At 65.3% G+C, this 20112-nt stretch carries 20 protein-coding genes; 6 read left to right on the top strand and 14 right to left on the bottom strand.

The window, feature by feature from the left end; genetic code table 11:
- Positions 1–71: 71 nt before the first annotated feature.
- Positions 72–731 (bottom strand): SDR family NAD(P)-dependent oxidoreductase, encoded by a 660-nt coding sequence (locus tag QM588_RS15795; RefSeq protein WP_283314625.1) that lies wholly within the window; start codon positions 729–731, stop codon positions 72–74.
- A 47-nt stretch (positions 732–778) separates the two neighbouring features.
- Complete coding sequence (locus tag QM588_RS15790) at positions 779–2179, bottom strand: acyl-CoA synthetase (protein ID WP_027498076.1); 1401 nt, start codon at positions 2177–2179, stop codon at positions 779–781.
- A gap of 17 nt (positions 2180–2196) precedes the next feature.
- Here QM588_RS15790 and QM588_RS15785 point away from each other — a divergent pair, with 17 nt between their 5' ends.
- Entirely contained in the window at positions 2197–2622 is a 426-nt protein-coding gene (locus QM588_RS15785) for a hypothetical protein (protein ID WP_283314623.1), read from the top strand.
- 12 nt (positions 2623–2634) lie between these two features.
- Here the strand turns inward: QM588_RS15785 and QM588_RS15780 are convergent, their stop codons facing one another.
- From QM588_RS15780 to QM588_RS15760, 5 genes are all read right to left on the bottom strand, one after another.
- Positions 2635–3252 carry a LysE family translocator gene (locus QM588_RS15780; RefSeq protein ID WP_283314621.1) on the bottom strand — a complete coding sequence of 206 codons (618 nt, stop codon included), beginning with the start codon at positions 3250–3252 and terminating at the stop codon, positions 2635–2637.
- Positions 3253–3427: 175 nt separating this feature from the next.
- Complete coding sequence (dapC, locus tag QM588_RS15775; protein WP_283314620.1) at positions 3428–4531, bottom strand: succinyldiaminopimelate transaminase; 1104 nt, start codon at positions 4529–4531, stop codon at positions 3428–3430.
- A 4-nt stretch (positions 4532–4535) separates the two neighbouring features.
- On the bottom strand, positions 4536–4859 hold the full coding sequence (gene fdxA / locus QM588_RS15770; protein WP_027498080.1) for a ferredoxin: 324 nt from the start codon (positions 4857–4859) through the stop codon (positions 4536–4538).
- 114 nt (positions 4860–4973) lie between these two features.
- Complete coding sequence (locus tag QM588_RS15765) at positions 4974–5732, bottom strand: hypothetical protein (RefSeq protein WP_283314617.1); 759 nt, start codon at positions 5730–5732, stop codon at positions 4974–4976.
- A gap of 36 nt (positions 5733–5768) precedes the next feature.
- Positions 5769–8309, bottom strand: a complete 2541-nt coding sequence (locus QM588_RS15760; RefSeq protein ID WP_283314616.1) for a bifunctional FO biosynthesis protein CofGH — start codon at positions 8307–8309, stop codon at positions 5769–5771.
- Positions 8310–8432: 123 nt separating this feature from the next.
- Here QM588_RS15760 and QM588_RS15755 point away from each other — a divergent pair, with 123 nt between their 5' ends.
- The 3 genes from QM588_RS15755 to QM588_RS15745 are packed head-to-tail and all read left to right on the top strand — an operon-like array spanning position 8433 to position 11154.
- Entirely contained in the window at positions 8433–8912 is a 480-nt protein-coding gene (locus QM588_RS15755) for a PH domain-containing protein (protein ID WP_283314841.1), read from the top strand.
- Positions 8909–10426, top strand: coding sequence for a PH domain-containing protein (locus QM588_RS15750; RefSeq protein ID WP_283314614.1), 1518 nt, complete (start codon positions 8909–8911; stop codon positions 10424–10426). The genes QM588_RS15755 and QM588_RS15750 overlap by 4 nt, the downstream gene beginning before the upstream one ends.
- A gap of 26 nt (positions 10427–10452) precedes the next feature.
- The gene (locus QM588_RS15745; protein WP_283314612.1) at positions 10453–11154 is read left to right on the top strand and encodes a uracil-DNA glycosylase; all 702 of its coding nucleotides are present in this window, start codon (positions 10453–10455) and stop codon (positions 11152–11154) included.
- On the opposite strand, the gene QM588_RS15740 is transcribed toward QM588_RS15745, so the two are convergent.
- The 6 genes from QM588_RS15740 to QM588_RS15715 all read right to left on the bottom strand — a co-directional run bounded on the left by QM588_RS15740 (position 11081) and on the right by QM588_RS15715 (position 17402).
- Entirely contained in the window at positions 11081–11533 is a 453-nt protein-coding gene (locus QM588_RS15740; RefSeq protein ID WP_283314610.1) for a hypothetical protein, read from the bottom strand. The two genes, QM588_RS15745 and QM588_RS15740, sit on opposite strands and share 74 nt — an antisense overlap.
- 66 nt (positions 11534–11599) lie before the next feature.
- Complete coding sequence (locus QM588_RS15735) at positions 11600–11758, bottom strand: hypothetical protein (RefSeq protein WP_008714214.1); 159 nt, start codon at positions 11756–11758, stop codon at positions 11600–11602.
- Positions 11759–11785: 27 nt separating this feature from the next.
- Complete coding sequence (gene mshB, locus QM588_RS15730) at positions 11786–12679, bottom strand: N-acetyl-1-D-myo-inositol-2-amino-2-deoxy-alpha-D-glucopyranoside deacetylase (protein WP_283314608.1); 894 nt, start codon at positions 12677–12679, stop codon at positions 11786–11788.
- Positions 12680–12836: 157 nt separating this feature from the next.
- On the bottom strand, positions 12837–14618 hold the full coding sequence (locus QM588_RS15725) for an ABC transporter family substrate-binding protein (RefSeq protein WP_283314840.1): 1782 nt from the start codon (positions 14616–14618) through the stop codon (positions 12837–12839).
- A gap of 103 nt (positions 14619–14721) precedes the next feature.
- Entirely contained in the window at positions 14722–16659 is a 1938-nt protein-coding gene (typA, locus tag QM588_RS15720) for a translational GTPase TypA (protein WP_032365354.1), read from the bottom strand.
- Positions 16660–16976: 317 nt separating this feature from the next.
- Positions 16977–17402, bottom strand: coding sequence for a (deoxy)nucleoside triphosphate pyrophosphohydrolase (locus tag QM588_RS15715; protein WP_283314606.1), 426 nt, complete (start codon positions 17400–17402; stop codon positions 16977–16979).
- A 14-nt stretch (positions 17403–17416) separates the two neighbouring features.
- On the opposite strand from QM588_RS15715, the gene QM588_RS15710 reads away from it, so the two are divergent.
- On the top strand, positions 17417–17698 hold the full coding sequence (locus QM588_RS15710) for a 4a-hydroxytetrahydrobiopterin dehydratase (RefSeq protein ID WP_283314603.1): 282 nt from the start codon (positions 17417–17419) through the stop codon (positions 17696–17698).
- Here the strand turns inward: QM588_RS15710 and QM588_RS15705 are convergent.
- Complete coding sequence (locus QM588_RS15705) at positions 17643–18860, bottom strand: mannosyltransferase (RefSeq protein WP_283314600.1); 1218 nt, start codon at positions 18858–18860, stop codon at positions 17643–17645. The genes QM588_RS15710 and QM588_RS15705 overlap by 56 nt on opposite strands.
- Before the next feature lie 301 nt (positions 18861–19161).
- Here QM588_RS15705 and QM588_RS15700 point away from each other — a divergent pair, with 301 nt between their 5' ends.
- Complete coding sequence (locus tag QM588_RS15700; protein WP_283314837.1) at positions 19162–20022, top strand: Rv1157c family protein; 861 nt, start codon at positions 19162–19164, stop codon at positions 20020–20022.
- Positions 20023–20112 lie beyond the last annotated feature (90 nt).

Raw genomic sequence — 20112 nt, 5'->3', positions numbered from 1 at the left:
ATGGTGCGACGACGCACGAGCCTTCTGCCCGCGTCGGTCACATGTGTCTCGGTCACGGTGCCGACAATAGCCTAAGAGAACTGGTCTGCGCCGACGTCGGTTTCGTCGTCGACGATCGCGGCCACGATCCGTGCTGATACCGCCTCCGGCGTCAGACCCTGCGGTAGTTTCGGTGCCTGCCCGGCGATCGGCCGCGTCGCAAGGCCCGTCTCGGTGTGCGGAGGCCGTACGTCGACGATACGAATCTTCGACTTCCGCGCTTCTGTGCGAACACTTTTCACCAGAGCACTCGCCGCGGCCTTGCTCGCCGAGTAAGCACCCATGTTGGGCATCGGCTTGTCTGCGACCACCGCACTGATGTTCAGTACGAATCCACCCTGATCCAGAGTGGTCAGCGCTTCACGCATGATGCGCAGCGGTGCCAGATAGTTGAGCAGCAGCAACTCGTCGACGGTGTCGTCGTCGACCTCGGTGACCGAGCCGAACGCCACGACACCGGCGGCGATCACGATCCCGTCCAGCCCACCGTGGTGGTCGACGGCCTCTGCCACTACCGAGCGACCCGAATCCGGGAGCGTCAGATCGGCATTCACCGTGTGATGCTCCACGGACTCGAGGCTGCGACCGCTGACGGTCAGCCGCGCACCTGCCTGTGCGAGTTGCTCGACGATCGGACCGCCGAGCCCGCCACTGGCACCGAATACGAGAATGCGTGCGCCGTCCAGGTTCATGACTCGAAGCTAGCGCGTTTCACCCGACTCGCGCTCACAACGCGGAGTCAGCCGAGAAGCTTCTTCTGCACCTTTCCCATGGCATTGCGCGGGAGTGAGTCGACGACGCGAATCTCCCGGGGCCGCTTGTGGATCGACAGTTCGGTGGCCACCAGGTCGATGAGCACTCGATCCTCGACCTCGGTACCGACGACGAACGCGACGATGCGTTGACCCAGATCGTCGTCGGGCAGGCCGACGACAGCTACTTCGTCCACGCTCGGGTGGCCCAGCAACACCGTCTCGATCTCCCCCGCGCCGACGCGATAGCCGCCGGACTTGATCAGGTCGGTCGAGGCTCGCCCGACGATGCGGTGGAACCCGTCGGGCTCGATGAGGGCGACATCTCCGGTGTCGAACCACCCGTCCTCGGTGTAGGTCTTCGCCGTCGCCTCGGGGTTGTTCAGGTAGCCGTCGAACAACATGGGGCAGCGGATCTGCAATGCGCCGATGGATTCGCCGTCGTGGGGCAGAATGTCGCCCTTCTCGCCCAGCAGTCGGGTTTCGACGCCTGCGACGGGCAGTCCCACCGAACCTGGTCGACGTTCACCGTCGGCGCGGGTGCTGATGGTGATGAGGGTTTCGCTCATGCCGTACCGCTCGATCGGAGCCTGACCGGTGAACTCACGCAGCTTCTCGAACACCGGAACCGGGAGCGGCGCACTACCGGACACCAGTAGTCGGGCGTGGGCCAGGGCGCGGGCCGACGTCTCGTCCGCGGCGACGCGCGACCATACGGTCGGCACCCCGAAATACAGAGAACCCCGCGCTGCCGCATAGAGCTCGGGAGTCGGTTTGCCGGTGTGGATCAACGGGCTGCCGACTCGCAGTGGGCCGAGCAACCCGAGAATCAGTCCGTGCACGTGAAACAGCGGAAGACCGTGCACCAGAGTGTCTTTCCACGTCCAGCTCCAGGCCTGCGCCAACGCGTCGAGCCCGGCCGCGATGGCGCTGCGAGAAATCAGCACACCTTTGGGAGGGCCGGTGGTGCCGGAGGTGTAGAGCACGAACGCGATCGACGACGGCTGCGGCTCGGGGTAGCTGTGCCACGACCGTGCGTGCTGACGCACCGGTAGAACCGTCAGACCTGCGGTGTCCGGCGGCGCTTCGCCGAGCCACGCCTGCGCACCCGAATCGCGGAGGATGTGCTCACGTTCGGCCGAGCCGGCATCCGGTGGGACGGGAACAACGGTGACACCGGCAATCAACGCACCGACGACGGCGAGGACCGTCTTCACCGACGGCGTCGCGTGGATGGCGAGCCGATCTGCCCGGCCGATGCGCTCGGCTACGGAAGTCGCCGCTCCCAGGATGTCGGCACGAGAGAGCGAAATGCCGTCGATGGTGACGGCGTCGGGAATATCGTCTCCCCGCGCAACGGCGAGTGGGTTCAGTGAACGAAGCAGCACATGGCTACCGTACAGACATGGACGTGGACGGAATCGACACCGGCGACTACGCCGAGTACATGACGGTCGCCGCCGGTGACCTGCAGGCGGGTGTCTATCTGATCGGAACCGACGCCGAACAGGACGTCGATTCCGAGGACGACCTCGACCTGGACCTCGAGGACGAGGACTCCGACGACGACGAGGACATCGACCTCGCGCACGTCAGTGACGGAGCGCCGCGACTGGTCTACTCGGTTCAGTCCGACGATTTCTGGACGCGAGTGGAATTGGCCGACCTCCGAGCGACTCAGCTCTACGAGGAGGCGCACGCACGCAACCCCGAGGTCAACGCCGAACCGAAGCGTTTCACCACCGTCGAGGCCTTCGGCAGCAACGAATTGGTCTACATCCTGCGCATCAGGCGCGGCGGATGGGACGTCGGCGAGCCGGGTCTCGACTGACCGATGTCACCGCTAAGCGGAGGACGCGACCGTTCCGATTCCGAGGGCAACGAGGAATCCGGCACTGATGCGATCCAGCCAGTCGGTCACGGCCGGTTTGCGCAGCAGCGTCACAGCGCGTGAGGCGACGACGGAGAAGGCCCCCATCACCAAAGCGGCCACCGCAACCTCGACCAACCCGAGCGTCATCGCTCCGGTGAACGTGACGGCGGTGAGGAACTGCGGCACCACCGCGAGATAGAACAGTCCTACTTTGGGGTTCAGAGCGCACGAAAGAATGCCTGCTCCGAACGCCGACCATGCGGGTGCCGCCACCGGGACCAACGGCTCCCCTGCCACCTTGTTCTTTCGGCGGGCTCGAAAAGCCCTCACTCCCAGATACAGCAGATACAACCCACCGAGAACTTTGACGACGCGGTATGCCGTCGCGGATTGCTCGACGATCGCCGCCAACCCGACAGCGACCAGCACGGCCCAGAACAGTCCGCCGACCGCCACACCCATGGCCGCACCGATTCCAGCACGCTGTCCGCCGATGCTGTAGCGCAGCACCAGAAACGAATCCGGCCCCGGAAGAATCGCCAGCAGAAAGCACACACCGGCGAAGCTGAGCAGCAGGCTGAGGGTCATGGGTACATGAGAACACCCGATCCAAGCAGGGGCCAACTGAGGTGAGTGTCCACAATTCACATCGAGAAGCGGAATCCCGTTCGCCGGGCCGAATAGTGGACACTCAGCGCACCACAACACTCAGCGCACCACAACACTCAGCGCACCACGACGCTCAGCGCACCAGGAAGCTCCGCTAACCGCGCAGGCGGGCCGCCGCAGCCTCGATGCGCTCGTCCGTCGCCGTCAGTGCGATGCGGACGTGTTTGCCACCGTTCGGTCCGTAGAACTCTCCCGGTGCCGCGAGGATGCCGCGTTCGGCGAGCCAGTCGACGGTGTCGCGGCATGGCTCGTCGCGCGTGGCCCACAGGTAGAGCCCGGCCTCCGAGTGGTCGACGCGGAATCCGGCTGCTTCGACGGCGGACTTCAACGTCGTTCGACGGGCGCGGTATCGCTCGCGTTGAATGCTCTCGTGCTCGTCGTCGGCCAGGGCCGCGGTCATGGCCGCCTGAATGGGGAGCGGCACCATCATCCCTGCGTGCTTGCGAACCTCGAGCAACTCGGCGATCAGGGAAGCGTCGCCGGTGACGAAACCGGCGCGGTAGCTGGCCAGATTCGAGGTCTTCGAGAGTGAGTGCACTGCAAGGAGATTGGTGTGATCGCCGTCGCACACGCGCGGGTCGAGCACCGAGACGGCGTCGGCTTCCCAGGTCAGCCCCAGGTAGCACTCGTCGGAGACGACGATGGCGTCTCGCTCACGGGCCCACTCGACGACCTTGCGCAGGTGCTCGACTCCGAGCACCTTGCCGGTCGGATTGGACGGAGAGTTGACGAAGATCAGCGACGCGCGCTCGGGCCCGAGACGGTTCAATCCATCTGCCCGCAGAATCCGCGCGCCGGCGAGCAGAGCACCCACTTCGTATGTGGGATATGCCAGTTCGGGGATGACGACCAGATCATCGGCACCCAGACCCAGCAGACTCGGCAACCAGGCGATCATTTCTTTGGTGCCGATGGCCGGAAGAACCGCGTCGGTCGAGATACCGGTGATCGAGTAGCGACGTTCGAGCGACGCCACCGCGGCCTCCCGAAGCGCCTCGGTACCGACGGTCGTCGGGTACCCGGGTTCGTCGGCCACCGAGTTCAACGCGACCCGAATCACTTCGGCGACCGGGTCGACGGGCGTGCCGACGGACAGATTCACGATGCCGTCCGGGTGCGCCGACGCCTTCTCCTTGGCAGCGGTCAGCGAGTCCCACGGAAAGTCGGGCAGCGTCGCTGCCACCGCTCTGCGTGCCAAGGCGTCAGTTCTCGCCCATGGGAGGCAGAGCCTTGATGAACGGCGGGTCGTAGTCGGTCTTGCCGAGTTTCGCTGCGCCACCCGGAGATCCGAGATCGTCGAAGAAATCGACGTTGGCGCTGACGTATGCACTCCACTGCTCGGGCACGTCGTCTTCGTAGAAGATGGCCTCGACGGGGCACACGGGTTCGCAGGCTCCGCAGTCGACGCATTCGTCGGGGTGGATGTACAGCATTCGGTTACCCTCGTAGATGCAATCCACCGGGCACTCTTCGATGCACGCTTTGTCCAGTACATCTACGCACGGTTCTGCAATCGAGTAGGTCACTGCTGCTCTCCCCTCCTTGTATAGATCGTGGGCGCTCACGCGCCCTCAGCATCCTAGTATCGCCGTCCGAACCTGGGGCAATCCGACCAGGGTGGCCTCACCTGCCCCGGACGGCTATCCCCGCAACTGCTTCGCGGGCGGGGTCACCGACGAGGCCGACGCCGTCTTGTGGGCGGCGAGCCACTTGCGTCCCTGCTTGGCGGCGCGCGAGAGCGCGCCCCGCTCACCGAGATATCCGGCGACGCCACCGACGAGCGGGATGGCTCCGAGTACCCGGTAGAACCCGCGTGGATGCGGGCGCTTCTCCAACTCGCCTGTGACGTCGCGCAGCACGTTGGCGATCTGCCACATTCCGCGCAGCAGTGCGAACGGGCCGGATTTCGGCGATTCTTCCTTCTTCGCGGGAGCACTGTCGGCCAAGGACGTCAGGTCACGCTTGCACAGCACCGACCCGAGCAGCGCCACATGCGTCTCGCGGTCGGTCACTCCGGATTCGCGAGCCACGGCGACGAGCACCATCGCCTGGTTGGCAAACCCGAGCAGATCCTGGATCGGCAGACGGTTGACCAGGATGCCGAACACACCGGGGAAGGCGACGGCGACAGTGTTGAGAGCTCCGATGCGGTTGACCCACCACTGCGAACGAGCGTCACTGTCGAGCTTGTCCCAGCCGGCGGTACCCGGGAAGTCTGTGGTGTCGAACGCCTTGGCCAGGAAGTCGATGACGTTGTCGAGGGTCGAATCGTCCGCGGAGGACTCGCGGAACGTCCGTCCTTTCAATCCGATCGGGTCACGAGTGGCCAGGATGTCGAGCACGGGATGAATGATGGCGACGGCACTGCTCAGCACCGCGGCGACTCGACGGTCGTCCATGTCGGGCAAACTCCGTTTCGGGTAAAGACCTGTAGGTCAGATCAGGCCGGCGACCGACACCGCCGGTGCCGGGCCGTACGTGGTGGTGCGCTGACGAACCGGTCGTCCGATGCCGTCGGCGATCTCGTGCAGTTCCGCAACGGTCTTCTCCGAACCGTTCTGCGAACCAGCCATACGCGAGATCGTCTCTTCCATCAGGGTCCCGCCCAGATCGTTCGCGCCCCCGTTCAGCATCGCCTGTGTACCCGTGATTCCCAATTTCACCCATGACGTCTGGATGTTGTCGATCCGGCCGTGCAGCATGATCCTGGCCAGGGCATGCACCGCGCGGTTGTCGCGGTTGGTCGGGCCAGGTCGTGAGGCCCCGGCCAGATACAGCGGCGAGGACTGATGCACGAACGGCAGCGGCACGAATTCGGTGAACCCACCCGTCTTGTCCTGGATCTTCTTGAGCACGTTCAGGTGCCCGACCCAGTGCGACGGGTTGTCTACGTGTCCGTACATCATCGTCGAGCTCGACCGCAGCCCCACCTCGTGCGCGGTGGTGATCACTTCGATCCACTCTGCTGCGGGGAGCTTGCCCTTGGTGAGCACCCACCGCACCTCGTCGTCGAGGATTTCTGCGGCGGTACCCGGAATCGAGTCCAGGCCGGCGGCCCGTAGCTCGGTGAGCCACTCGCGGATCGACTGGCCGCCGCGTGAGGCCCCGTTGACGATCTCCATCGGCGAGAACGCGTGCACGTGCATCGACGGCACTTTCGCCTTGACCGCACGGACCAGATCGGCGTATCCCGTCACCGGCAGTTCGGGGTCGATACCACCCTGCATGCACACCTCGGTGGCCCCGACGACGTGCGCTTCCCACGCACGGTCGGCGACCTCGGCGGTGGACAGGGTGAACGCATCGGCGTCGCCCTTGCGCTGGGCGAACGCGCAGAAACGGCATCCGGTGTAGCAGATGTTGGTGAAGTTGATGTTCCGGTTCACCACGTAGGTGACGGTGTCTCCGTTGACCTGCTTGCGCAGATCGTCCGCCAGCGCCGCGACGGCGTCCATGCCGGGGCCCTCGGCCGTCGCCAGTGCCAGGTACTGCTCGTCGGACAGACCGGCCGGGTCCTTCTCCGCTGCCGTCAACGCCGACACCAGGTCGCGGTCCACTCGCTCGAGCCCGGCGAGATCACGCACCTGTTCGCGGATCGATTCCCAGTCGCCGAACGCATTCGCCAGATCCGAGCGCGTCTCGGTGTTACGGCCCTCGGTGTCGATCTCGGTGTTCAGATCCACCCGTCCCGAGGACTCCCATTCCTCGTCGGGCTCCTGCCACGGCAGACCCGTCGGGTTCACGCCCTCGCGCGCCATCCCGGTCTCCGGGTCGGCCACCGCCCGCACGTGTGCCGAGATTCGCGGATCGATCCAGGGCGCACCGGCGAGAACGTACTGCGGCTGCGCGGCGGTGCGCTCGACCAGCCGGTAGCCGGCCGCCGCCGACAGCTCGGCCAAGGTGTCGAGGTTCGGCCACGGCCGCTCGGGATTGACGTGGTCGGGAGTCAGCGGCGAGACCCCGCCCCAATCGTCGACGCCTGCGCCCAACAACGCAGCGGTCTCTTCCGGCGCGACCAGATTCGGCGGAGCCTGAATCCGCATCGACGGACCGACCACCATGCGCGTCACCGCGATGGTGGCCAGGAATTCTTCCATTCCCGCGTCGGGCACCGACCGCATCGCGGTATCGGACTTGGCCAAGAAGTTCTGCACGATGATTTCCTGCACGTGCCCGAAAGACTTGTGCACCTTACGAATTGCCATGATGGACTCGGCCCGGTCCCGCAACGTCTCACCGATGCCCACCAGAATGCCGGTCGTGAAGGGAACGTTGAGCCGGCCCGCGTCGGTCAGTGTGCGCAGCCGAACCTCGGGATCCTTGTCGGGACTGCCGTAATGGGCCTGCCCCTTCTCCTCGAACAGCCGACGCGACGTCGTCTCGAGCATCATCCCCATCGACGGGGCCACCGGCTTGAGGCGCGAGAGTTCCTGCCACGACATCACTCCGGGATTGAGATGCGGAAGCAGGCCGGTCTCTTCGAGTACCCGGATCGACATGGCGCGCACGTAATCCAGGGTCGAGTCGTAGCCACGCGAGTCCAGCCACGCCTTGGCCTCGGGCCAGCGTTCCTCGGGCCGGTCGCCGAGCGTGAACAACGCCTCCTTGCAGCCCAACTCGGCCCCCTTGCGGGCGACGTCGATGATCTCGTCGGGATCCATGAACATCCCGTGCCCGGCCGCATTGAGCTTGCCCGGCACCGTGACGAACGTGCAGTAGTGGCACTTGTCGCGGCACAACCGCGTGATGGGCACGAACACCTTGCGTGAATACGACACGGTCTTCGGACGGCCGGCGGATTCGAGTCCGGCGTCACGTACCCGGGACGCCGACGTCATCAGATCGGTCAGATCGTCACCGCGAGCGTGCAGCAACACAGTGGCTTCGTCGACGTTGAGAGACACTCCATCGCGGGCACGACGCAACACTCGTCGCATCGCAGAGGGGGCAGGCGCGGAGTCAGGTAGAGAAGTCACTCGTCGATCATGCGCCTTCCCGGTACGCCCGTGCCACTGCAGGGCCTCCGGGTTGCCACCCACCCGTCGACTCCGGGGTGGTGGATACCAAAAGACACCTCTAGGTTTGTAGCCGTGACAACGATGACAGACCCACAGTGGCAGCCGTCTCCCCGCGCGCGTCTGCTCTGGACCCTGAGCGCCGGACTGCTGTGGCTACCGGTGTTCATCGCTCAGATCGTCTGGTTTTTCGTCGACTCGAATCGGACGTCGTGGCTCCACGTCACCGTCCTCGTGGTATCGGTCGTGCTGACCGCACTGCACCTCGCAATCGTCCCGCAGTGGCGTTACCGCGTGCACCGCTGGGAGATCAGCGACACCGCCGTGTACACCCGCACAGGTTGGCTCAGCCAGGAACGACGCATCGCCCCCATCTCGCGGGTGCAGACCGTCGACACCGAACGCGGACCGCTCGATCGCCTGCTCGGGTTGGCGACGGTCACTGTGACGACGGCATCGTCGGCGGGCGCGGTGAAGATCACCGCACTCGATCAGAACGTTGCGGACGAGACCGTCGCGCGACTGACCGACATCGCAGGACGAACCGTCGGAGATGCCACATGACCGATCAGGCGGAGTTGCTCGCAGTCGAAGAAGAGCAACCGTGGTTGCGCCTGGACAAGCGAATGTTGTTGGTGCATCCGGTGAACGAGGGCATCAAGATCCTGCCGGTACTGCTGATCTCGTTCTTCGTCGGCAGTCAGAGCGGTAATCACTACTGGAGTCTGGGCATCCTCGCGGTCGTCGTCGTGTTCGCGATTGCGCGCTGGTTCACCACCAGCTACCGGATCGGGCCGGTGCACGTACAACTGCGCACCGGCGTACTGCAGAAGAAAGTACTGTCCATCCCGCGCAACAGGATTCGATCGGTCGACGTCGAAGCGAACGTACTGCACCGGGTGCTCGGGCTGTCCATTCTCCGCATCGGGACCGGCCAGCAGGCAGGCAAAGGCGAGGCCTTCGAGCTCAACGCCCTCGACACGTCATTGGTGCCGGAGCTTCGCGGCGAACTGCTGCAGCGCGTGTCGGGCCGAACAACGCCGAGCGACGGAATGCCCGTTGCCGCAGCCGATCCCGGGGTCGAGATTGCACACTGGCAATTCTCGTGGGTTCGGTTCGCGCCGTTCTCCATCACCGGCATCGTCACCATCGCCGCGGCCGTCGGCGTGCTGTTCCAGTACGGCATCGGACAGACGTTGGCGGACACGTCGGTGGTATCGAACAGTGTCGAATCGGCGCAACGGTTCGGCATCGCCCTGTTCGTCGTCTTCGCACTGGTCGTGCTCCTCGTGGTGTCCAGCATCTTCGCGTGCTTCCGCTACCTGATCACCTACGGCAACCTGACCGTCACCGATCAAGGTCGCACCCTGCACGTCAGCCACGGGCTGCTCCGCACCCGTCAATCGACCCTCGACCGCAAGCGACTGCGCGGCACCTCTCTGTCGCAACCACTGCTGCTGAGGTCGGTCGGCGGGGCCAGGCTCGACGCCATCATGACGGGCGTCAGCGCCGAAAAGAAAGAATCGTCCCTGCTGCTCCCCCAGGCACCGCAGGCCGAGGCTCTACGCATGATGACCACGGTGCTCGGCGACGCCGGTCTGCACGGCGGGGCCGACCGACCGCTCCTGCAGCACGGACCTGCCGCGCGGCGACGCCGCTACACCCGGGCCGTTCTACCGCTGCTCGTCGTCGCGGCCGGACTGGGAATTGCGCAATCTCTCGGCGCACCGATCCCGATCCTCGCGTGGATCGCCGTGGCCGTGCTGGTCGTCGCTGCCTTCGGCCTCGCCTACGACCGATACCGAGGTCTCGGACACGCCGTCCTACCCGGCTGGCTGATCACCCAGCACGGTTCACTGGACAGAACACGGCACAGCCTCGAAGCCGGCGGCATCATCGGCTGGACAGTGCGGCAGACGTTCTTCCAACGTCGCGCCGGAGTTGCCACCGTCGTGGCAGCGACACCGGCGGGCGTCGGGCACTACGAGGTGGTCGACATCCCCATCGAGAACGCGTGGGCCATGATCGACGCCGTCACACCGGGTGCCGGCGACATCTGGCTTCGACGCAGCACGTGAAGACGTAGCCGGTAAAGAAGGAGCCGATGACGAAGGAGCGCCCGCAGACCATTGCGCAACTCGACCTGGCGGTGTCCCAGTGTCGCGCCTGTCCACGGCTGGTGCAGTGGCGCGAACAGGTCGCTGCCGAGAAGCGCGCCGCGTTCGCGAACGAAACGTATTGGGGGCGGGCCGTTCCCAGTTTCGGACCGGCCGACGCGTCGATGTTGATAGTCGGGCTCGCTCCGGCCGCGCACGGCGGCAACCGCACCGGTCGTATGTTCACCGGGGACCGTAGCGGAGACGTGCTGTACCGAGCCATGCATGCCGTCGGGCTCGCCAGCCAACCGACCGCGACGCACATCGGCGACGGACTGACGCTCAACGGAGTTCGTATCGCGGCCCCGGTGCACTGCGCTCCGCCGCAGAACAAGCCGACTCCCGCCGAGCGTGATCGATGCCGCCCCTGGCTCGACGACGAATTGCGGCTCCTGCGTCCGCGACTGAAGTCGATCCTCGTACTCGGGGCGTTCGGGTGGCAGTCGCTGCTACCGATTCTTGCCGCGAACGGGTGGGAAATACCAAGGCCTGCACCGAAATTCGGGCACGGCGTGCAGCTCGATCTGGGCTCGATCACCGTGTTCGCCAGCTACCACGTCAGTCAGCGAAACACCTTCACCGGACTGCTGACTCCGACGATGATCGAGGACGTGCTCCGGAATGCGGGTCGGCACGCACGCTTGCTGTGATGGCCTTCATTCGGAACATGAACAGCAGCACACCGGCCGGCCCGGCACCAGCCACGATGAGCAGCATCGTGCGCCAGTCGGCCAGCAGCAGAACATCGTTGCCGGGGCCGCCGAACATGCACAGCACTACTGCGGCGAACCATCCGATCAGCGGCGACGCCACCCAGATCGGCCGTTCGGCGACTTTACGCGCGGCCAGAACCAGAGCCACGTTCGCGATGCCCCCGAGCAACGCGCTGATGGGAAATTGCACCGACCCCACATAGGTCGGAAGAAAGAAGACCGACAGGATTCCGGACAGGAAGCCGTCGAACACCAGTACTGCGACCGTCGCCCAGGACACCAGGGCGACAGTATTGGATGCGGCCTTCGAGATCATGCGCCCAATACTGCCTTGGCCCGGGTCGTTTCAGTACATCGCATTCGAAAAACCGGGCACCGGCACTCAGGAAACCGGCGGATAGCCCAGCGAGGTGAGCAAGTTGCTTGCACCCATGGCGATCTGACCCAGTACGTACTGGTACAGATCTGCCTGTGCGCCGAACTGCGGCTTGAGAGAATCGACGAACGCGACGATTGCGTCCTGCACTACCCAGTTGTACATGTGTGTTCCGCCCCTGCTGTGGTGAGATCAGTGATTCGGAACACAGCCTAGTACGCCCGCAAAAAGATCGTTCTCCCTGCCCGCCCCGTCGGAGCCCAGCACGCCACGCACAAGCACGTACTGCTCGTCGAGCAGGATCGGCTGAACGATGTCGTTGGAGAGTGCGTACTCGGCACCCGAGGGCGCAACCGTCACCTGAGTGGCGTGTGCACGCAACGCGTCGGTCTTCGCGTCGAGCACACCGCGGACGTCGATGCTGGTGGTGATCATGTCCTCTGCCACACTCGGCAACTCGCCGTCCAGGGGCATGCGCCACCCCTCGGGGATATCCGCGATCGCCCGTAGTCCCGCGTGCAGTTGATCGTGGCCGGTGACGGTCCAGTAGAACTTCGCTACCTCCCACGGAACTCCGGCCGTGGGATGGGCGTCCGTTCCGCAGACCTCGACCGCCTCGGTCACCAGAGAGTGGACCTGCTGATGATCGGGGTGGCCGTAGCCGCCCTCGGGGTCGTAACCGACGACGACCTGAGGCCGGAGTTCGCGGATCACCGACACGAGCGCCCCGAGCGCCTCCTGCCGGTCGGCGTTGACGAATGCACGCGGTTTGAGAGCAGCCGGGGTTCCGGCCATTCCGGAATCTCGCCAGCGGCCGGCACCACCCAGAAAGCGGGGCGGGTTACAGCCCAACGCCGCGAGCGCGCGATGCAGTTCCAGAATCCGGTAACCACCGAGTTGGTCGGCTCGGTCGACCACGAGATCGGCCCACGTATCGCCGATCACTTCACCCTCTTCACCGAGCGAGCACGTGAGCACGGTGACGTCGACGCCCGCGCGCACGTAATGGGCGATGGTCCCGCCGGTGGTGATGCTCTCATCGTCCGGGTGCGCATGGACCAGCAGCAACCTTTGCGGCTGCGTCATTGCTTGTTCTGTCGCAGCTTGTTCCGTCGTCGCGCTCGCCGTCATGGCCTGTTCCGTCATGCCTCGTCGCTCGCTACTCGCTCTGTCGTCTTTTGCTTCGGTCCCTCGGTCGGGCAGTTCACGTCGAAGACGATCACCCGAGGTGCGCGGATGGTATTCATCGGACCGTCCGGATCCACTTCGCGGCATCGGCGAAGATGCCGACCTCCACCGGTCCGGTCAACGAGACGCCGGTGATACCCGGAACCGCAGCCACGACGGACTGGTCCTGCATGATCGGCAGCGTCGACGCCAGAGACCACAGCTTGGGCTCGATCTCCTCGGCCACGACCGTCGCGTCGACGCCGGTTATCAGGGCGCGGTCGATCGTAGGCTGCAATTCCGGAACACACAGACCGGAAAGATTGCGCGGGGCCTCCGCTCTGTCGCTGCTCCCCGGAGCCGGCTCGACAACACACCCGAAGCGCGAGGCCAGGGCCGTCGCCGGGTCCACGCCCGCGCTGGTCCACCCGACCACGGCGTCGACGCTGCCGTCGGTCAGCGCCGTCGAGTACAACTCGTCCGCGGGCAGTGGAGTGACGGTTGCGTCGATACCCGCACTGACGAGCTCGTCGGCGGCGGTGCCGGCCACGGCCAGTGCAATGTCGTCGTTCTCGACGGCACCGATGACGAATCGCAGCGCGGTACCGCGTGCGTCTGCGAGTCGGGCAGCTCCGGGAGCCGGCGCACTCGTGGTCGGCAGGGTGGTGGTCGGCGCAGCAGCAGGGGTCGTGGGGGCGCTGGCCCTCGGCGTCGAGGTCACGATCGCGTCGGGTGTCGGAACGAAGCCGGCACGGCGAAGCAGGTCCAGGGCCGCGGTTCTGCCGATCGGGGCGGGTGCGGTCGCGGTGTAACCGGGGTCCGACGGCGACGACAACTGCGCTGCTGCTCGGCGATCCGTCGCCCCTCCGCCGGCCCCGACCGTGGCCAGCAGGTTGGGGTCCAGCAGACCCATGATCCCCTGCCGCACAAGCGACTCCGACATATTCGGTGCCCGGCCGTTCACGGTCATCGACAACACTCGCGATTGGTGGATGGTGTCGGTGCGGACCCCGGGTATTGCCGAGAGTTGCGCGCGCGTCGCAGACCCACCGCGAACCTGTGCGATCTGCGCATCACTCGACCGCAACGAGTCGGCCAACTGTGCTGGGGTGCCTCCGCGCCGAATCAGGATCTGATCGGGCGAGGCGGGTTCGTCCCAGAAGCGATCGTTGCGTTCCAGCAGAATCTCGTCCCGGCCCTGATCGACGGTCTTGATGTTGAACCGCGAACCGGAGACCGGCACATTGTCGGTGAGGCCGCCCTCGAAGCCGCCGGGCGAGTCCTTGAGCAGGTGCGAAGGTACGAGGTCGGTGAACAATCGCTGCCACGCCGGATACGGCGACTCGAGGGTGACGTCGACGGTCTTGCCGCCGCCCGAAGAGGCAACATCGCTGATCAGTGCGTAGCCGGCCGGATCGACGACGCCCGGCTGCGTGATCATCTGCTGCCAGAGGTACCGGAAGTCCTCGGCCGCGATCGGTGCGCTGTCGGACCACTGGGCCTCGTTGCGGAGTTGGTACCGGATGGTGAACGGAGACTGCGACGTCACTTCGGCGGAGATCAACAGCGACAGGTCCGGCTCCCACGTGGTCACACCGGTGTCGGGGTTCAGGGTGGGACGGAACGGGCTGGGCAGCACGAGCGAACTGACCGCGGCGGTGGCGGGCGACTGGTCGGCCAGCAGGTGTGGGTTGAACCCGATGCCCACGTCGTCGATCGCCACGACAACGGGGTCGCCGGTCTTCGACGGCACGGTCGTCGTGGTGACCGGAGTTTCGACGCTCTCGATCGGTGGCGGTGGATCCGCGGTGCATGCGGTGAGTACCAGAGCAGTGGCGGAGGCCAGAACCACCGGCATCAGTACGTTACGCAACGAGGATCTCCTTCGTGATCGGCTACAGGTACGGCAGAAGCGACGTCCCACGATGGTGACACGTCGCTTCTGCCGTACAGGATCTGTCTTACAGAGCAGCCTTGTCGCGCGTCTTGCTGCGTGAACGCTCACGGGCGCGCTCGTTTGAATCGAGGTGCACCTTGCGGACGCGGACGACCTCGGGGGTCACCTCGACGCACTCGTCGCCTGCACAGAACTCCATGGCCATTTCCAGGTCCAGCTTCTTCGGCTTGGCCAGGGTCTCCATGACGTCGGCGGAGGACTGACGCATGTTGGTCAGCTTCTTCTCGCGGGTGACGTTGATGTCGAGGTCTTCCTGACGCGGGTTGATGCCCACGACCATGCCCTCGTACGTGTCTGCGCCCGGCTCGACGAAGAACGTGCCGCGGTCGGCCAGCTGGATCATCGCGAACGGGGTCACGGTGCCGTGACGGTCCGAGACGAGCGAGCCGGTGTGGCGGGCGCGAATCTCGCCGGCCCACGGCGCATAACCGTGGAAGACGGCGTTGGCGATGCCGGTGCCGCGAGTGTCCGTGAGGAACTCGGTACGGAAGCCGATCAGGCCACGCGAGGGAACGATGAATTCCATGCGAACCCAGCCTGCGCCGTGGTTCGTCATCTGGACCATCTTGCCCTTGCGTGCAGCGAGCAGCTGAGTGACGGCACCGAGGTACTCCTCCGGTGTGTCGACCATGAGCTCTTCGAAGGGCTCGTGCAGCTTGCCGTCGACCTGCTGGGTGACCACCTGAGGCTTGCCGACGGTGAGCTCGAAGCCTTCACGACGCATCTGCTCGACGAGGATGGCGAGCGCGAGCTCTCCACGGCCCTGTACCTCCCAGGCATCGGGGCGACCGATGTCGAGGACCTTCAGCGAGACGTTACCGATGAGCTCCTGGTCGAGGCGGCTCTTGACCATGCGCGAGGTGAGCTTGTGGCCGCTGACGCGTCCGACGAGCGGGCTCGTATTGGTACCGATGGTGACCGAGATGGCCGGCTGGTCGACGGTGATGCGGGGCAGTGCGACCGGGTTCTCCAGGTCGGCGAGGGTGTCGCCGATCATGATGTCCGGGAAGCCTGCGACGGCGACGATGTCTCCTGCGACACCCTTCTCGCCGGGAACGCGCTCGACGCCGATGGTGTTGAGCAACTCGGTGATCTTGGCCTTCTGGACGACGGGTTCGCCGTCGACCTCACGCATCCAGCTGACGGTCTGGCCCTTGGAGAGCTGGCCGTTGTGGATACGAACCAGGGCGAGGCGGCCGAGGAAGGCCGACGCGTCGAGGTTGGTGACGTGTGCCTGCAGCGGCGCGTCGACGTTGCCCTTGGGCGCGGGGACGTAGCTGAGCAGAACCTCGAACAGCTCGTCGAGGTTCTCGGCGTCGGGGGCGTGTCCGTTCTGGGGCTGGACCTTCGAGGCCTTGCCTTCACGGCCGGAGGCGTAGAGAACGGGGAGGTCGAGGGCGAGCTCGGCTGCCTCGGACGCTTCGTCGTCGAGATCGGACGCGAGGTCGAGCAGCAGATCGTGGCTCTCCGAGACGACCTCTTCGATGCGCGCGTCGGGACGGTCGGTCTTGTTCACGACCAGGATCACCGGCAGCGAGGCGGCGAGCGCCTTGCGGAGCACGAAGCGGGTCTGCGGAAGCGGGCCCTCGGATGCGTCGACGAGAAGGACGACGCCGTCGACCATGGACAGGCCGCGCTCGACCTCTCCGCCGAAGTCGGCGTGGCCGGGGGTGTCGATCACGTTGATGACGGTGATGGTGCCGTCGGCATTGCGCTTGTGAACGGCCGTGTTCTTGGCCAGGATCGTGATGCCTTTTTCTTTTTCGAGGTCACCCGAGTCCATGACGCGGTCGATCGCTTCGGCACGTTCCTCGAACGCGCCGGACTGCCGAAGCATGGCGTCGACCAGGGTGGTCTTGCCATGGTCGACGTGTGCAACGATGGCGACGTTGCGAAAGGTAGTGGTGCTGTCGATGTTGTCTGCACTGCTTGGGGCGCTCACGCGAAAAATTCTCCTGGAGTCGAATGCGGGCTCTTGTTCGCTAGCGGGCTTATGTCGCTAGAGAAGCGCGCTGCACCGCGAGGTTCTCGCGACTGATCGAGTTTACCCGTAGTTCTACCGTGCCCCGCGCCACCCTCAGGTCTGTGACCTGCGCCACCCATTAGTCTTGGTGCTCATGGGCAAGATAAAGGCCGCAGATGTCTCGGGGATGAAGCCCAAGAAAAAATGCTGCCGCAAGAAGGTTCGTTGCATCAAATGCCCCGTCGTGATCATGCGAATGAAGAAGCTGGAGTCCGCGGGCGCGACCAAGAAAGACCTCAAGAAAGGTCTGAAGACCGCTCGGGCGAAGTGAGCAGAATTTCCTGCAGGTCCGGCAGCCAGAGTCGGTCCGCATCGACCAGATCCACCGTCGGCAGCGTCGCGGCATCGACCCACCGAAGAGCCGAATGCTCCAGCGGCGCAGCGGTTCCCGAGACTATCGACGCTCGGTAGGCCCGCAAGACGAGTCCGCCGGCCAGGTCGACGTCTCCGCTGAGTGCGGCACCGATCGAACACTCGACCCCCAGTTCCTCGCGCAGCTCACGCGCCAGCGCGGCATCCTCGGACTCCCCCGGCTCGACCTTGCCGCCGGGCAGTTCCCAGCGGCCGGCCAGCTCCGGTGGACGAGTTCGTTGCGCGAGCAACAGGCGACCGTTCTCGATCAACGCGGCTGCGACAACGACAGCGGTGGGGGTACCGGACATGCCACCATCTTTCTATGACCGAATTGCTGACCGACCGCGACATCGAGGACGCAGAGCTCACCCACTGGACGGTCGCGGAGAAATCTATGACTCGCACCGTCGAACTGACGTCGTTTCCCGCCGCGATCGAGGTGGTGAACCGCGTGGCCGACGCCGCGGAGGAGGCGGACCATCACCCCGACATCGACATCAGGTGGCGGACGCTGACGTTCACGCTGTCCACACACTCTGCCGGCGGTCTCACACAGAAGGATGTGAATCTGGCGCGTCGGATCGATGCGATCGTTGCCGGATGACGCGTCCGGCGTAAATAACCCAGCCGAGGAACAGAGCAGAACCGATCACGTCGACGGCACCGGCCCAGGCCTCGAGGCCGGGGCGAGGAATGGTCCAGATCGTTTCCTGGAAGAAGCTCAGCAACCAGGGCACCCCTACCGTGACCGTCACCAGCCAGTAGCCGGCGACGAGCTTGGCTCCGGCGATATCGCGCAACGGCCCGTGCAGCAGCCAGATCACCATCGGAATCACCCAGATCCAGTGGTGCGACCACGAGATGGGCGACACCAACAGACCCAGGAGTTGGACGATGACCAGGGTTCCCAGGTAGTCGCGGCGATCGAGTGCTCGCCATGCCAGCACAGCGAGAACCGCGGCGATCACCGCGGCGGCGATCCACAGCGGTCCCTGGCCGACGTCCTCGCCCACGATCCGGCTCAGGGCTCCGCGCAGAGACTGATTCCAGACCGAGCCGACGGGGCCGATGCGCTTCGCATCGCCGAGCAGAGTAGTGAAGTACGTCGCCGCCTGATGCCCCAGCGCCGCGAAGCTGACAGCGACCGTGAGCGCGAATGCCACCGCCGAGAATGCTGCGGCCTTCCACCTGCGCGTAGCCAGGAAGTACAGACCCGTGATGGCCGGGGTCAGCTTGATGCCCGCCGCGAAGCCGACGAGGCCGCCGGCGACCCACCACCGCGAGCTTCGTACAGCGAGTAGCGCCAGCAGCACCAGGAAAACGTTCACCTGGCCGTAATCGAGAGTTGTCCGTACGGGTTCGGACCACAGCCCCAGCGCGGTCCATAGCATCGCGATGCGTACCCACCGAGGTTCGGCCGCGCGCTCGTCGCCCAGAACCATCGACAGTGCCAGCCGCACCACCGCGAACAATGCGGCCATGGTGGCGGCCTGCCACGCGACGCCGACCACCGTGAAGGGCAGGTAGTGCAGCGGGAAGAACACCAGCGCAGCGAACGGCGGGTAGGTGAAGGGGAGCGGGAAGTCCGGGGTCTGTATCGAATACGTGTAGTCGTACAGATTGCCCCCGAGGAGGGCCGCGGATCCGTCGACGTAGACGTGCAGATCGACGAGGTTCATTCCGTTGGGCGTCGCGAAGGCCCAGACCCATCGGCTGATCACCGAAACTGCCAGCAGAACGGGGGCCAGCCGAACAAGTCGGTTCACGGTGCGTGTGGTTCCGTTCGGTATCGATGCCGTTTATCGACAGCCGAGCTTATAGGGCGGTCGATACCTACCCTAACCGTGCCGATCCGCTCGTAACATTTACATCACCTTTCACACTGGTCACTCGAGTAACACGCTATTGTTCGATTCTGCGGAGAATTCGCAGAGCGTGGCCCATAGAATCCTCGATGGAGTTCAGCCGGGGAGGACTGGACCTACTACGGCTGTACATCCGGGATCGCTCTACATAGAGTGACCCCTCGGGCACCGGCTGTCGCCGTGGACCTGCGTCATGATCAGAATGGGGAATATCACCGTGCTTCGTACTCGCGGAACGCGTCGCGTCTTCACAGCTCTGGCTGTGGCCGCAGCCGCCGCACTCGTTGTGCCGACCAGCGCATCCGCTCAGCCTCTGGTGCCCATGGCTCCGGCAGATCTGCCGGCCGCTCCGGCCGATCCCGCAGCGCTGATCGCCCAGTTCCTGCCTGCTCCCGGTGAACCCCTGCCCAACCTCTCCGACATCGAGGCACTGGCGTCCTTCGCGCCTGCCATCGTCGGAGCAGCTGCAGGTCCGGCCGATGTCGGGACCGCACCCGCAGCAGATCTCCTCGGCCAGGCCCGGGCCCTCCTCGAAACCGCGCAGCTTCCGGACCAGGTCAAGTCGCTGCTGGAATCGGTCATCACCTTCCTGGACGGATCCGGCGGCGGCGGGCCCGAGCTGCCCGCCGACGGCCCCGTCATTGCACAGTTCCTGTACCCGACCCTGGGCAAAGGCTGCATCTCCGACACCGCAGATTCCGTCGGAACCGCCTTGGCCGTTCCCGGACCGGCCACGTTGCCGCCTCCCGGACCGGCCGCAGGTCAGGCCGGTTTCGTGTTCACCGCCCTCGGTACCGCGCCTCTCGCCGCGCAGCAGTCTGCTCCGCTCACCGTGACGTGGCTCAACATCGACAACCGTCGATCGGGAACGCAGGACCTGACCGGCGCAGCCAAGATCAACGCCGACGGCCCCGCGACGTTGTCGGCCATCGCCGACACCGGCCCCGGTCGCGTGCTGTCCGTGGTGTCCGGCTCGATCACCACTCAGTCCAAGGAAGACGCCGCCGCGCCGCCGCGCAGCTGCAACTTCCTGCCGACGATCGGCACGGTCTACGTTCCGTAGCTCACCAGACCACAGCAATTCGCCCCCGGCTTCATCGAAGCCGGGGGCGAATTGTTTTCGTGCTTATCGGCCGGAGAAAAGACGCCGAAT

The sequence above is a fragment of the Rhodococcus sp. IEGM 1354 genome, from assembly GCF_030056855.1.
Lineage (GTDB): Bacteria > Actinomycetota > Actinomycetes > Mycobacteriales > Mycobacteriaceae > Rhodococcoides.
Note: the sequence above shows the minus strand (reverse complement) of the source record. Positions and strands in the feature narration are given on the sequence as shown.

What these genes read in the sequence shown, in the direction of transcription:
- QM588_RS15795 (WP_283314625.1), bottom strand. Translation starts at nt 731, where the DNA reads ATGAACCTGGACGGCGCACGCATTCTCGTATTCGGTGCCAGTGGCGGG.
- QM588_RS15785 (WP_283314623.1), top strand. Translation starts at nt 2,197, where the DNA reads ATGGACGTGGACGGAATCGACACCGGCGACTACGCCGAGTACATGACG.
- QM588_RS15780 (WP_283314621.1), bottom strand. Translation starts at nt 3,252, where the DNA reads ATGACCCTCAGCCTGCTGCTCAGCTTCGCCGGTGTGTGCTTTCTGCTG.
- QM588_RS15765 (WP_283314617.1), bottom strand. Translation starts at nt 5,732, where the DNA reads ATGGACGACCGTCGAGTCGCCGCGGTGCTGAGCAGTGCCGTCGCCATC.
- QM588_RS15755 (WP_283314841.1), top strand. Translation starts at nt 8,433, where the DNA reads ATGACAGACCCACAGTGGCAGCCGTCTCCCCGCGCGCGTCTGCTCTGG.
- QM588_RS15750 (WP_283314614.1), top strand. Translation starts at nt 8,909, where the DNA reads ATGACCGATCAGGCGGAGTTGCTCGCAGTCGAAGAAGAGCAACCGTGG.
- QM588_RS15745 (WP_283314612.1), top strand. Translation starts at nt 10,453, where the DNA reads ATGACGAAGGAGCGCCCGCAGACCATTGCGCAACTCGACCTGGCGGTG.
- QM588_RS15740 (WP_283314610.1), bottom strand. Translation starts at nt 11,533, where the DNA reads ATGATCTCGAAGGCCGCATCCAATACTGTCGCCCTGGTGTCCTGGGCG.
- QM588_RS15735 (WP_008714214.1), bottom strand. Translation starts at nt 11,758, where the DNA reads ATGTACAACTGGGTAGTGCAGGACGCAATCGTCGCGTTCGTCGATTCT.
- mshB (WP_283314608.1), bottom strand. Translation starts at nt 12,679, where the DNA reads ATGACGCAGCCGCAAAGGTTGCTGCTGGTCCATGCGCACCCGGACGAT.
- QM588_RS15725 (WP_283314840.1), bottom strand. Translation starts at nt 14,618, where the DNA reads ATGCCGGTGGTTCTGGCCTCCGCCACTGCTCTGGTACTCACCGCATGC.
- QM588_RS15715 (WP_283314606.1), bottom strand. Translation starts at nt 17,402, where the DNA reads ATGTCCGGTACCCCCACCGCTGTCGTTGTCGCAGCCGCGTTGATCGAG.
- QM588_RS15710 (WP_283314603.1), top strand. Translation starts at nt 17,417, where the DNA reads ATGACCGAATTGCTGACCGACCGCGACATCGAGGACGCAGAGCTCACC.
- QM588_RS15700 (WP_283314837.1), top strand. Translation starts at nt 19,162, where the DNA reads ATGGGGAATATCACCGTGCTTCGTACTCGCGGAACGCGTCGCGTCTTC.